Annotated in this window: 8 protein-coding genes; 3 read left to right on the forward strand and 5 right to left on the reverse strand. The window is 62.1% G+C overall.

Going from position 1 to position 12,953, the window contains the following annotated elements; all coding sequences use genetic code 11:
* Positions 1–41: 41 nt before the first annotated feature.
* The gene (locus HMPREF1022_RS05560; RefSeq protein WP_009302260.1) at positions 42–2,201 is read left to right on the forward strand and encodes a RelA/SpoT family protein; all 2,160 of its coding nucleotides are present in this window, start codon (positions 42–44) and stop codon (positions 2,199–2,201) included.
* A 73-nt stretch (positions 2,202–2,274) separates the two neighbouring features.
* Positions 2,275–3,132, forward strand: a complete 858-nt coding sequence (locus tag HMPREF1022_RS05565; RefSeq protein ID WP_008685046.1) for a DegT/DnrJ/EryC1/StrS family aminotransferase — start codon at positions 2,275–2,277, stop codon at positions 3,130–3,132.
* 136 nt (positions 3,133–3,268) lie between these two features.
* On the opposite strand, the gene HMPREF1022_RS05570 is transcribed toward HMPREF1022_RS05565, so the two are convergent.
* On the reverse strand, positions 3,269–4,888 hold the full coding sequence (locus tag HMPREF1022_RS05570) for an outer membrane homotrimeric porin (RefSeq protein WP_008685045.1): 1,620 nt from the start codon (positions 4,886–4,888) through the stop codon (positions 3,269–3,271).
* 173 nt (positions 4,889–5,061) lie between these two features.
* Positions 5,062–5,469, reverse strand: a complete 408-nt coding sequence (locus HMPREF1022_RS05575; protein ID WP_008685044.1) for a hypothetical protein — start codon at positions 5,467–5,469, stop codon at positions 5,062–5,064.
* 184 nt (positions 5,470–5,653) lie between these two features.
* Here HMPREF1022_RS05575 and HMPREF1022_RS05580 point away from each other — a divergent pair, with 184 nt between their 5' ends.
* Positions 5,654–6,595: a DMT family transporter gene (locus HMPREF1022_RS05580; RefSeq protein WP_232221555.1), complete on the forward strand. Its 942-nt coding sequence runs from the start codon at positions 5,654–5,656 to the stop codon at positions 6,593–6,595.
* A 61-nt stretch (positions 6,596–6,656) separates the two neighbouring features.
* Here the strand turns inward: HMPREF1022_RS05580 and HMPREF1022_RS05585 are convergent, their stop codons facing one another.
* From HMPREF1022_RS05585 to HMPREF1022_RS05595, 3 genes are all read right to left on the reverse strand, one after another.
* On the reverse strand, positions 6,657–10,676 hold the full coding sequence (locus HMPREF1022_RS05585) for an AAA family ATPase (RefSeq protein WP_009302262.1): 4,020 nt from the start codon (positions 10,674–10,676) through the stop codon (positions 6,657–6,659).
* Entirely contained in the window at positions 10,676–11,956 is a 1,281-nt protein-coding gene (locus tag HMPREF1022_RS05590) for a metallophosphoesterase family protein (protein ID WP_009302263.1), read from the reverse strand. Before HMPREF1022_RS05590 ends, HMPREF1022_RS05585 begins: the two co-directional genes overlap by 1 nt.
* Before the next feature lie 186 nt (positions 11,957–12,142).
* Positions 12,143–12,733 (reverse strand): tetratricopeptide repeat protein, encoded by a 591-nt coding sequence (locus HMPREF1022_RS05595; RefSeq protein ID WP_008685040.1) that lies wholly within the window; start codon positions 12,731–12,733, stop codon positions 12,143–12,145.
* Positions 12,734–12,953: the final 220 nt, after the last annotated feature.

A 12,953-nucleotide genomic window follows, 5' to 3' on the forward strand; every position in this document is an offset into this window, starting at 1 on the left:
TCTCATCCCGCTCATTTTTCACAGCTTGGCAGGGCTGACCCATGATCCGCATTCAGGAAATTCTCGACAAAGTGGCGGCCAACAACCAGAACGCAGATCTGGAGCTGATCCAGAAGGCCTATGTGTTCGCCGCCACGGCCCACGCCGGGCAGACACGCCTTTCCGGCGAGCCCTACCTCTCCCATCCCCTGGCCGTGGCCGACACCCTGGCGGAAATGGGCTTTGACGAGCCCACGGTGGCCGCGGGCCTGCTGCATGACACCGTGGAGGACACCAAGGCCACCATTGAGGAGATAGACGAGAATTTCGGCGAGGAAGTGGCCGACATTGTGGACGGGGTCACCAAAATCAGCATGATCCCGTTTGAAAACAAGGAGGAAGCCCAGGCCGAGAATATCCGCAAGATGATCCTGGCCATGAGCCATGACATGCGCGTGCTGATGGTCAAGCTGGCCGACCGCCAGCACAACATGAGCACCCTGGATTTCCAGAAAGCCCACAAGCAGAAGCGCATCGCCCAGGAAACCATGGACATCTACGCGCCTCTGGCCAACCGCCTGGGCCTCTATATGCTCAAGCGCAACCTGGAGGATCTGAGCTTCAAATATCTGCGGCCGGATGTTTTCAACCAGATCGACCACTGGCTGGATAAGCATCAGGTGGTGGAAAAGCACATCATCGACAAGGTGGTGGGGCTGATCCGGGATCTTCTGGCTTCCAACCATATTCAGGGCCAAGTCTACGGCCGCATCAAGCACAAGTACAGTATTTACAAGAAAATGCAGTCCCAGTCCCTGACCCTGGATGAAATGCACGACATCATGGCCTTCCGCGTGCTGGTCAAGGACATTAAGGATTGTTACGCGGTGCTCGGCCTGGTGCACTCGCAGTGGCGGCCCGTGCACGGGCGCTTCAAAGACTATATTTCCATGCCTAAGGCCAACGGCTACCAGAGCCTGCACACCACGGTCATCGGGCCCGAGGGCGAGCGCATCGAAATTCAGATCCGCACCGAGGACATGCACCGCCAGGCCGAGCACGGCGTGGCCGCGCACTGGCTGTACAAGGAAAAAGGCCGGGTCAACAGCAAGGATCTGGAGCAGTTCTCCTGGTTGCGGGAAATTTTTGAACGCCAGGGCGACGAGACGGACTCGCGCGAATTCATGCACGCGCTGAAAATGGACCTCTTCAAGGACGAGGTCTATGTCTACACCCCGGCCGGGGACGTCAAGGAGCTGCCCGAGGGAGCCACGCCCCTGGATTTCGCCTTTCTGATCCACACCAAGGTGGGCCAGCACTGCGCCGGGGCCAAGGTCAACGGGCGGCTCATGCCTCTGAGCACGGAGCTGAAAAACGGCGATATCGTGGAAATCGTCACGGACCCGGCGCGCAATCCCAACCGGGACTGGCTCAAGCTGGTCAAGACCGCCAAGGCCCGCAGCCGCATTCAGCGCTATTTGCGCACGGAGGAGCGGGCCCATGCCGTGGCCTTGGGCCGCGACATGCTGGAGAAAGAAGGCCGCAAGGTCAGCCTCAATGTGGGCAAGGCCCTCAAGGAAGGTCATCTGGCCCTGGTGGCCCAGGAAATGAATTTCGAAAGCGTGGACGACCTGATCGCCGCCGTGGGGTACGCCCATCTGACTCCGCGCAAGATTTTGAACCGCCTCTATGCCGTGCTCCACCCCAATGAGGCCGCCCCGGCCGCGCCCGCGGCCCCCAGCGTCAAGGAGAGCAAGGAAGAGGCCGTCCGCAAGACCGAGGGCGTGGGCATTTCCGGCGTGGACGGCGTGTTGATGCGCTTCGCCAAATGCTGTAACCCTGTGCCGGGCGATCCCATCATCGGCTATATCAGCCGGGGCATGGGCGTCAGCGTGCACCGGGCGGACTGCCCCAATGTGGCCAATATGGAGCCGGAGCGCCTGATCTCCGTGCACTGGGACGGCGCGGAGGAAAAACCCTACGAAGCCGGTATCTTCATCATTGCCAAAAACGTGCAGGGCGTGCTGGCGGAAGTGGCCCAGGTCCTGGCCAAAAACAATGTGAACATCACCGGCCTGAACATGGACAATATGGTGGACGGCCGCGCCAAGCTGCGCTTTACCGTGGAAGTGCGCGACGCTACACAGCTCTACCAGCTCATCGAGGCCATCCGCGCCCTGCCGTCCATCCTGGAAGTGGTGCGCGACACTGAGGATGTGTGAGGAAAAGTAAAGTGCATTCTTTTCTTTGAGATTATAGGTATTATAAGCACATTCCTCTTTAGCAATATGACTGTTGATCTATGCAACCCTTATTCTGTTATGGGAGGGCTGCACGCCCGTTTTCGCGGATATTGATCCCGATACGCTCTGTTTGGCGCCGGAGGCGGTGGAGGAGGCCTTGGACGTGCATCCTGACGTGGCGGGCCTGCTGCCGGTGCACGTCTACGGCAATGCCTGTGATGTGGATAGGCTGGAGCGGCTCTGTATAGAGCGCGGCCTGACCTGCATGTATGACGCGGCCCATGCTTTCGGTTCGACGCTCAATGGGCACACCCTGCTTGAGTTCGGGAATTACGCGGCATGCAGCTTCCACGCCACCAAGCTCTTCCATACGGTGGAAGGCGGTTGTTTGGTGACTCACAACATAGAGGACCAACGCCGCGTGGAGCTGTTGCGCGCCTTCGGCCATATCGGCGACGAGCACCTGACCTTGGGCATCAATGCTAAAATGTCGGAACTGCATGCTGCCATGGGGCTCTGCCTGTTGCCCTTGTTGGCGGAAAACATCCGCCTGCGGGAGGAAATCTGCACGCGCTATGATGCGCTGTTGACGTCAACAGCGGCGCGGGGGCGCCTGCGGCGACCCCGTCTAGCCTCCGGCTTGTCCTACAATTACGCTTACTATCCGATAATTTTCGAAGACGAAACTCAGTTGTTGCGAGTCAAAACCGCGCTGGAGGCAAAACATATCCATCCCCGGCGTTATTTTTACCCCGCGTTGACGGAACTCTCCTATCTGCCTCCTGTGTCCCGCGTCCGCTGCCCTCAAGCCGAGGATCTGGCCCGTCGTGTGCTCTGTTTGCCGCTGTATGCCGAGCTGACGCCTGAACAGGTCGAAAACATTTCGGATATTGTCTTGCGGCAGTTGTAAACAGTGACCTCGGCAGATATCTTCCAACGCATAAGGCCGTCCCCCCGTGGGACGGCCTTATGTTTGTGCGCGGGAAGGAATCGCACACGTAGAGGGGCGTTAACCGTTTACCGGAACATGTAAGGCATGAACTGCTCTAGAAGGTATAGGCAAAGACGAGTTGGGCTTTCCAGGCGTCCTGCTTCTCGTAGGAGTCTGGCATATAGCCTTTCTTCCAGGTATCGTCGTCAATCATGTTGACGATGTAGCCCAGTTCCAGGTTGGCTTCCAGGTTTTCGTAGATCTGCCAGGAGTTGACCAGGTTGAATTCCAGCAGGCCGTCGTTGGTGGTCAGATACGGGCCGTCGTTGGTGCCGTAACCGGAGCTCCAGGCCGTGGAGCTGTCCATGTACTTGACCATGGAGGGACTGTTGGTGCCGCCCCAGTAGGCCACGCGGAAAGTGTGTTTGAGATCTTCCACAAAGCTCATATCACGGATCTGCAGACCCACGCCCCAGGTGCCCGCGTAGCTCAGATCGCGGTCATACCATGCCCCATTGGGGGCCCAGGCCAAGTTGCCGTCGCCCATGAAGGAGGTGAAGTTGCCCGCGGCCGCAATGGAAGGCATGCGTTCGGAACCGTTTTTCACGTCGCCGTCGTCGCCCGATGCGTACCAGCCGAAGATGCCGGGAACACCCCATTCCATCTTATATTCAACGAGGGCCTTGGCCAGGAAGCCCTGACGCTCGGTGCTGCCGCGCTTCCAGTCGCCGGAGCCGAAGCGTTTTTCCACGTCAAAGCGGCCCATGGCTTCCACGTAGCCGTAATTCAGATCCAGCTCAAAGTTCCAGGGATCCAGAGCCGTGATGGCGATGGGCAGGCCGGCCCAGAACATGGAACCGTAGGCCTTGCTGGTGCTCCCCAGACCATTGTGATTGAAGCCCGGATACAGTCCGTTAAGGGTATAACTCAGAGCGCCGTCCGCTGTGCCCCACTGGTTACTCCCGGCTCTGCCGGGCCGGGACCAGGGGTTGCTATTGTCGTCGGCATCCAGGCCGTCCAGAGCGTTCTTGCCCATCATGCCGTACATGACCCAAGGCGTGATTTCAAAACCGTCGAAGGTCAGCGGCAGGCTCAGGGCGAAGAGGTCGATGTTGTCCAGGTAATTTGCTTCCCGGCGATTGTCATTGGCATCCAGCCAGCCCGAGTAGTTATCGTTGACCGGGCGCATCCAGAGGGCGGTGAGCCCCACGTTCTCGTTGAACTTGTAGTTGGCCACAACGGCGGCCACATCGCCGTCCATGACGGCGGAGCCGCCGGCCACGTTGGGCAGGGCCACGGCCTGAAGGCCCATGCGGAGCTTCAGGTCGGTCTGGGGCACCATCCAGTCGATATAGGCGTTCTTCAGCTTGATAACACCGTTGCCGTCCGCGCCCAGTGCGCCGCCTTCGTCAGCCTTGCCCCAGGTCTGGTCGCCGATCTCAAAGAAAACGGTGCCGGACAGGGCTTCGGAAGCCACCGCGTCGATCTGCAGACGGACGCGCTGTGCGGCGGCGAACTTGTCGTCGCTGTCAGCCTTCTGTTTGCTGGCGCCTTTGTCATTCATTTTGCTGATCAGCGAGTCGTCGCCGGCGCCGAAGCCCACCAGCCATTCGCCTTGGGCCTTGAAATCAATGGCCTTGGCGCTCCCCGTCGCGCCCAGAAACAGGCCTGCGGCCAGCAGGGCCACCATGCACTGTTTCTTGAACCTTCCCGGATTTTTCCTTTCTTTGCTCATGCCTCTCTCCTCAGGGCTATGGTTTATGCCGCCCGCCTTCCGGCGCTTCCCTTGGCTGTCCGGACCCGGCAGCGTTGTTGCGTTTATAACAATAACACGATTTTATAAAATGTAACAATAATTATTTCCCACAATCCGCCCGGGAAAAGCCCCAATCCTTTCCGGGGCGGATATTACGCGGTCTTGGACTCGGAACGCGCCTTCTTGTGCCCGCAACGGCAGTGCGCGCAGTTACCCCGGCAGACGTGCCCTTCAGGCTTCTTTTCCGGCACAAGCAGCACCTTGTTGCCGCTGACCGCCAGCGCAAAGCCGCTGTTGCCCTTGAAAACAATTTGTTGCGGCTCGTAATCGGCATGCAGAAAAGCGGCCTTGAGCGCGGCGGCTGCGACAGGGTTCGGCTGTTCAACCTCACGGACATCAATGAAAATACGCTTGCATGATTGATAGTAGCGTTGCAGAAGATTTATCAAGACACTGGCTTGCGGTGGATCAAAACGTGAATTAAAGCGGATGTGAAGATTGTCATGGCTGAACCTGTGGCTGACATCCAAAGATTGCACGGCTGTGCAGGCAGAATCCATATTTTTTCTCCGCGTTGCATGTGTGGATGGCTGACTTTTGCACAGGTCGGGATTCCTGTCAATAGAATTGAAATTCGTTTTCAAAAAAAATTATATATACGGATGGCATTTGCGTGGAATTTGACGCAAACTGCGCCGATCCTTCTTACCTCGAGAGCAGAGCATGAACCGACGGCGACAAGCAGTGGGGAAATTTTACGGCCTTCTGGCCCTGACCGCCGCCATTTGGGGCATCCAGCCGCTTTTCATCAAACTGGCCGTGCGCGAAATCACGCCGGTGAGCCTGACCGTGGTGCGCTTCGTGCTGATCAGCGCCACTATTTTTCTGATCATGCGCTGGCGGCACAGAACGCCTTTGCTGCCCCCTCTCTCGGCGCTCTTTCCGCTCTTTTGCATGGGCGTATGCGGCGTGGCCGTGAACAATGTGGCCCAGTTCACCGGCCTGCAGTATTCCACTGTGGGCAATGCCACCCTGATCGCCTCCACCACACCGGCGGTCACGGCCCTGTTGGCCGTGCTTTTTCTGCGTGAGCGGCTTTTGCCCATCCAGTGGCTGGGCATTGTCATTTCCCTTTTGGGCGTCCTGGTGCTCATCAGCAAGGGCTCGCTGGCGATCCTGCTGCGGATTTCCTTCAATTACGGCGATCTGCTTTTTTTCTTCGCCCAGTTGGGCTGGGCCGCGTATATGCTGATCGGCTTCCGGGTCATGCACCATCTTTCGGCACTGGGCACAACGGCCTGGGCCGGCGTGTTCGGGGCGCTGACCACCCTGGTCTACGGCCTGATCACGGATGAACTGCACTACGCGCCGCTGTCCCCGGCGGGAATGGCCTATATGGCCTATATTATCTGGATGGGCGGAGTTTGCGCCATGGTTTTCTGGAATCTCGGCGTCAAGATGGTCGGGGCCAGCTTGGCCGCCGTTTTTCTGAACATCATGCCCCTGGTGGGCGTGGCGGCGGGTGTGATCGTGCTGGATGAGGATTTTTACTGGCAGGAATGCTTCGGAGCGGGGGGCATTTTGTCCGGCGTTTATCTGCTTACCCAGGCGCGGCAGATCCTGCACCGCCGCAATGTCCGACGCAGAGCCCACTACAGGGCGGCGCGTCAGCGCATGCAGGCATAAAAAGCGAGCCGGTCGCGTATGCAACCGGCCCGTGTTTTTTATGTATCCTTGGGCTTGCGGCTTATCCCGCCGTGATGCCGCCGTTTTCCACGGTAAACAGGGCCGCGCCCGGCGCGGCGGCGCGCAGCACATCCACCATATGCGGCTGGCAGGTGAAGTAGAGCAGCTGATGAGCCGGGCCTTCCTTGCCGTCGGCCAGTTCCGCGAAGGCCCGCGCTGTGCGTTCGGCCCGTTCCGGATCGAAGTTGACCAGCACCTCGTCCATGATCACGGGCAGGGGCGCGGCATGGGCCGCGTGGTTTTTGATGTAGGCCAGGCGCAGGGCCAGATAGGCCTGTTCCTGCGTGCCGCGGCTCAAGGATTCCGGCGGCATCGGTTCGCCCTGGTCGGGCAAAATGCTCAGGCTCGAATTTTCCAGCGAGGCGCTGATGCCCCGCCAGCGGCGGCCCGTGATGCGGGCGAAGATGTCCGAGGCCTGGCGGATGACCTCCGGCTGGCGCTCGCGCTCAAAAATGCGCTTGGCGTTGAGCAGGATTTCGCGGGCCAGGGCCCGACGGCTCCAGGCCAGAGCCATACGCTCCATGCTTTCCAGCAGCAGTGCTTCCTGCTGGCGCAGTTCCGCCAGATCGTCGGTCCGGGCCAGGGCCGTAACCTTGGCGCTCAGACCGGCCACGGCGGTGGCCAGCTCCTGTTCCTCGTCCTGGATGCCGTTGAGTTCTTCCTGAATGGCGGCGCTGCGTTTTTCCTGGCTCTCCTGTTCCTCTTCCCGGAAGGAGGCCAGAAATTCCGGCAAGGGCAGGGTATCGGCGGCCAGACGCAGGGCGTCCTCCAGGTCCTGACGGCGGCGGGCCAGATCCCGCTGCTCGTCGCGCAGGGCGGCCAGACGTAAAAAGTCCTCGGCGTCCCGCGCCCCGGCCAGAGCCAGCAAATTACGCTCATTGTTGCGGGCTTCGCCGAGGGCCGCCTCACCCGCGCGCACGTCGTCCTCCTCCTCGGCCAGCAGGCCGGAGAGGCGGGCGCGCTCGTCCTGGGCCTGGGCCATGCTTTCGGCTGCAGCCAGGGCGGCGTCCAGGCTGGCCAGCCAGTCCGGAGCGGCGTCCGCATCCTGAAGCGGATCCCGCGACAGGGAGGCCAGCAGGGCCGCCAGTGGTTCGCGCAGGGCCGCCAGTTCCGCGCGGCCTTGTGCCAGTTCGGTGCGGGCACGCTCCAGAGCCGACTCGGCCGCCAGGCAGTTTTCCATGTACTTGAGGGCTTCGCGCACGGTTTCCGGGTCCAGATCCTCGCCCAGGCCGAGCCCCTTCAGGCAGCGGCTCCAGGTCTCGCGGGCCGCTCCCAGACGTTCTTCCGCCGCGCGCAAGTGTTCCAAGGCCTCGTTCTGGCGGTTCTGCGCCCGTTCCAGCTCGTTTTCATGATTCTGGAGGGCGGCCGCCGCCTTGATGCGCTGTTCACGCGCGGCGTCGGCCTCACGGCAGGATTCCAGCACTTGGCGCACGCATTCCACCAGAGCTGCGCAGTCCGCCTCTTCCGTCAGGCGTTCGGCCACGGCGGGCACGGCGCGCATGCGCTCTTCCAGACCGCGGAGATCGTCCTCCAGGGCGCGCAGTTCAGCTTCGGCGGCGGCCACGCCGCCAAAAGCCAGACGGGCGGATTCAGCCCTGGCGAAAAAGGCGGCCGCGCTTTCCGGCGACGGCACATTGCTGACGCGCTGGGCCAGCATGAGCTCATGCCAGCGGCGGCGGGTCTGCTGGACAGCACCTTCCATTTCGTGGGCCTTGCCCTGCAGAACGCCCACCTGAGTCTTGGCCAGGCCCATCTCGCGTTGCAGCGCCTCCATGTCCCGGAGGGAGCGTTCTTCGTTGAAACACTGCTCGCGTTCGCGCTCCAGAAGCATTTCCGTGGCTTCCAAGGTGACGAGATCCATACTCTCCACACCCGCAGCGGCGCAGAGCTGGCGGGCCTGCTCGCCCAGTTCGGCCACGTGCAGGGCGCAGGTCTCGCGGCGGCTCTGCAATTGCGCCATTTCCCGCTGGTGGCGCTTGGCTTCGGGACCGCTGCGCGGCAGGCCCCCGGCCAGAAAGCCCACGCCGCAGGCCAGTACCAGATAGCCGGACCAGAGGCTGACGGGCAGGGCCAGCGCATCCGTGAGCGGGAAGCTGGTCAAACCCCAGCGCCAGTAAGCCAGCAGAATGCCCACACCCGTTGCGATGAGCGCCGCGCCCACCACGATCAGCGGCAGACTTTTGACCGGCGAGGGGGCCTGTTCGCTGTTGATCCTGTTGTCCAGCTCCTGAAGGCGTTCGCGCTCTGTAGCCATGCTGGCGGACAGAGCCCGCAGAGAGCGCAGGGCCGCCGCGCGGGCGTCCAGAGCCTCACGGCTGGGGCCGCTGGCATGGCGCTGGGCCTCGCGCAATTCATCCATGCGGTTCTTGAACGCGTCCACCTGTTCTCCGGCCTGTTGCACGGCCTGGGCGGCTTCACCCGCCTCGCGCAGGCGTTCCTGCACCTCGCCGGCCAATGCCAGGGCTTCCTCCTGGCGAGCCAGCAGGCCCTCAAGAATCTCACGCGGTCCGTTGTGAGCGGAAGTTCCGCCGTTGCCGCCGCCATTGTCGCCATTACCGGATGTCCCGCTTGGGGCCGCCAGGCGCAGAGGATCATAGGCTCGTGCAAATGTGGTGCGCGCATTGTGCAGAGCGCGCTGACGGCCCGGCAACTGGCGGCGGTCTTCCTCCAGCCGGGCCAGGGTCTGGCGCAGATCGTCGCGGGCCTCGTCGTCCAGGGCGGCCACGGGCGCGGGGAGCATGGTCAGAGCGTTTCGGGCCGCGGCCACATCCCGCTCGGCGCATTCCACATCGCGGTTGGCCTTGGTCAGAGCGTCCACGGCGGCCTGATGGGCCGAATCCGCCGCCGCCATTTCGCGGGCCTGTTTTTCCAGATCTTCGCGGGCAAAGAGAGAGCGGTCCGTGGTGCGGATGCGCTCGCAGCTCCAGCCGGGCCCCAGCCGGGTCAGCTCACGGTTCAGATCCGCCTCGGCCCGGCGGCAATTGTCCTCCTGGCCGGACAGCAGGCTCTGGGCCTGGCGGTAACCGCTCTTGCGCTCGGAGAGACGGCGCAGCTCGGGCAGGGCGTCCAGCAGGGCCTGATTCACCTGTACGGCGTCGCGCCGTTCGCGCAGGCGGGCCAGTTTTTCCCGGTGCGCGGCCAACTGGCGTTCGCAGGTTTCGCGGGCCTGCTGGGCGCGGGCCAGGCGCGCCGGACCGTCTTCGGGAAAGCTTTCGCTCACCGGGGTCAGGCGTTCCAGCCGGACACCGGCCATGCGCCATTCGTCCCATTGCCGCCAGACGCCCAGACGGCGCTCCAGCAGGCGGCGCTCCTCTTCCAATTCGCTTTTATGGCGGCGCAGGTCGGCCAAGGCCGTTTTTTTGCGCGAGAGCTCCAGGGCCAGGCCGTCAAAGCCCGCGCATTCCGCGGCCACGTCCTCGATTTTGCCGCGCAGCTCTTCCAGTTGACGGATGGCCGCGTTGAGCGCCGGTTTGCTGCCGCCGCTCTTGAAAATGTCCTCGGCCTGCCGTTCCAGGATCTTCAGCACGTCGCCGGGCGCGCGCAGGCCCGGGCCGAAGCTCGCGCCGTACAGGGCGTTGCGCACGCCCTCGGCGCTCAGGCTTTCAAAGCTCTCCAGCTCGCTCAGGCTGAAGCCGAAGACATTGCGGTAGACCTCGCGGCTGACGCCGAAGAGCAGTTGTCGCAACAGTTCGGGCGGCAGCATGCCGCCGTCCGCCTCGCTCAGGGTCAGCATGCCGCCGCCCGAACCCGGCCGCCGCGTCAGATGCAGGGGTTCCCGCTCGTCCGCGCGCAGCACGAGGCTGCCTCCGGCCTGGCCGCCGCGCAGGGGCGCATAGCTGCGTTTGGCCTCGCGGCTGCGGGGATCGGGGTAGCCTGTGAGCATGGAGCGCAGGAATTCCAGGCAGGTGGATTTGCCCGCTTCATTCCGGCCCAGAAAAATGGACAGGCCCGGCGGCAGATTCTCCACCTGCACGCCGGAAAAGATGCCGAAGCCGTCGATGCGGAAGGATTCAATATACATCAGCGGACCTCCAGCAGATCCATGCAGAGGCGTTCGGCCTCCTGCAGCAGGGCCTGCATTTGCGTCTCGTCGGGCTGGGCCAGCACCTTGCGCAGACGGTTGTGGCCGAACAGCGGAGCCAGAGCCGGACCGGCCACTTCCTGCAGGACTTCCCGGCTTTCGCGCATGCGTTCGGCCAGACGCATGGCTTCGCCCAGCAGATCCTCGCGCTGCAGGTATTCGGAGCGTTCCGTAAGGGAACGAGTTTCCACCCGTAGGTCCTTGAGCCAGACTCCCGGCGTGCCCGAACTCAGATGGCGCAGGCGCTCGGCCAGATCCTCCTGATTGGCCGCGTCACGCAGCAGGGCATCCAGACTGGTGCGTCCGCTCAGGGTTACGCGGGCCATAAGGGCCTCGCAGCCAGGATCGGCGGCTTCCGCCGCTTTCTCCAGGCAGTGGTTCAGGCGGCGTTCCACCTCGTCCAGATGGTCCACGCCGTCCAGGTCCAGGTCCAGCTTCTCCCACTGCACGGGTCCCAGGCGCAGAAATGTGGAGGCACAGGCGTAGGCACCGCCTCTGGGCGCGACCGTGACCAGCAGGCAGCCGCGCGGACCCGGCTCATTGACGTGCAGGCCCTGAGCATTGCCGGGATAAGCGACAAAGGGCGTCTCCGAAAGTACGCGGCGCTCGTGCACGTGCCCCAAGGCCCAGGCGTCCAGACCCCCGGCCTTGAGATCATCCAGGGAGCAGGGGGCGTAGCGGTCGGCCTTACTCTCGCCTTCCACCGTGCAGTGCAGCACGCCCAGCTGGAAGCAGTCATACCGCGCGTCGCGTTCGAACAGGCGGGCCAGATTGCGGCCCTCCCTGGCCCGGGCGTGGCTGATGCCGTGGATAACGGCCAGCGGTCGGCCGTCTTTTTCCAGAACATGCCGTTCCGGTTCCGGGCCGAAAACCGTGACGTTGTCCGGCCATTCCACGGCGTTGAGGCGCGAGTCCAGCGGGTCGTGATTGCCGTGGGCCAGAAATACGCGGATGCCCAGTCTGTTCAGACGGTCGCAGCCGTCGCGCAACTTGAGCTGGGCTTTGACGCTGTGGTTTTCCTGATTGTAGATATCGCCGGCCAGCACCAGAAAATCTGGCTTTTCAGCCTCGCAGAAGCGGAAAAGGCGCTCCAGGGCCGTGAAGGTGGCTTCATGCAGCAGGCGCGCCAGATGGCCGCCCTGGGCGGTCTCGCGCGAAAGGCCCTGAAAGGGCGTGTCCAGATGCAGATCGGCCGCGTGGATGTAGCGGATGGCGTCCATGCGCAAAGCCTCGCTTGCGGATGATGAAAAGGTCGTATGTAGGGAGTAATAGCGGTGAAAAATCTAGACTTTTTCAAGCATTATGACAAGCGCGACGGCCATCTGCCCGGAATTTTTCCGGAATATTTCAATGACGAAAAATAGTTCGCTGTAACGGTGGGAGAAGAAAGGGGATGGCGGGACGGGCTATCTGCCGGCTTGGGCCCGCAGACGCAGGCATTCCTCGGCCAGTTGGAGCAATTCCGCGTCTTCGGGGCGTTCCTTGAGGCCTTTGCGTACATGCCCCAAGGCGCGGACATATTCGCCCGCTTCAAGCATGGCTTTGGCCATCATGGAAAAGACGGAAAATTCGTTTTTATAGTATTTGAGGGCCTCGGCAAAGCTGGCGTCGGCTTCGGAGCCCTTGCCCTGGTTCAGGAGCAGCTTGCCCTCCTTGATGCAGCGGTCCAGATTGAGCTTGCGCTGGAGGGTGGTTTCGTAATCCTCCTGGTTTTCCTGGCCCCGCAGTTCCTTGTACAATTTGATGAAAAAGATGAGCAGCTCGCGTTCTTTGCCCGGCTGGTAGCTCAGGGGCTGGCCGCACTCTTTTTTATACTGGGGATCCGAAGTCAGCACGGTCAAGGCGTTGCGGAAATCGCCGCGCAGGTCCGTGGGCGCGGTCTGCCCGCCCAGTTCCTTGAAGGCGGCGATGGTCAGATACACGGCGCGCGGGAAGTCACGGCGCTGACAGCTGGCCTTGGCACGGCCCAGATTTTCGCGGATTTTGCGTGCGTTCATGACGGATTTTCGTAATGACCTTTTTCATTAGAGCAATTTCAAAGTGGAATTGCTCTGGCGGCTGCGTGAGCAGGCGCCCGTCGCGAGCGTCAGCCGTTGACGGCTATGCCGCCTTGCGGATGACGACAGCATAACTAAGCGCCGAAGTGAACGTCTTAAAAACTTTGAGAATGCACATTCTTAAAGCTTATCCGCTCTAGTATGCCGGATTCGCCCGCCG

Source organism: Desulfovibrio sp. 6_1_46AFAA, assembly GCF_000224635.1.
GTDB classification, from domain to species: domain Bacteria; phylum Desulfobacterota; class Desulfovibrionia; order Desulfovibrionales; family Desulfovibrionaceae; genus Desulfovibrio; species Desulfovibrio fairfieldensis.

Excerpts from the sequence above, each read along its gene's own strand:
- HMPREF1022_RS05560 (WP_009302260.1), top strand. The coding sequence starts at position 42 with ATGATCCGCATTCAGGAAATTCTCGACAAAGTGGCGGCCAACAACCAG.
- HMPREF1022_RS05570 (WP_008685045.1), bottom strand. The coding sequence starts at position 4,888 with ATGAGCAAAGAAAGGAAAAATCCGGGAAGGTTCAAGAAACAGTGCATG.
- HMPREF1022_RS05575 (WP_008685044.1), bottom strand. The coding sequence starts at position 5,469 with ATGGATTCTGCCTGCACAGCCGTGCAATCTTTGGATGTCAGCCACAGG.
- HMPREF1022_RS05585 (WP_009302262.1), bottom strand. The coding sequence starts at position 10,676 with ATGTATATTGAATCCTTCCGCATCGACGGCTTCGGCATCTTTTCCGGC.
- HMPREF1022_RS05590 (WP_009302263.1), bottom strand. The coding sequence starts at position 11,956 with ATGGACGCCATCCGCTACATCCACGCGGCCGATCTGCATCTGGACACG.
- HMPREF1022_RS05595 (WP_008685040.1), bottom strand. The coding sequence starts at position 12,733 with ATGAACGCACGCAAAATCCGCGAAAATCTGGGCCGTGCCAAGGCCAGC.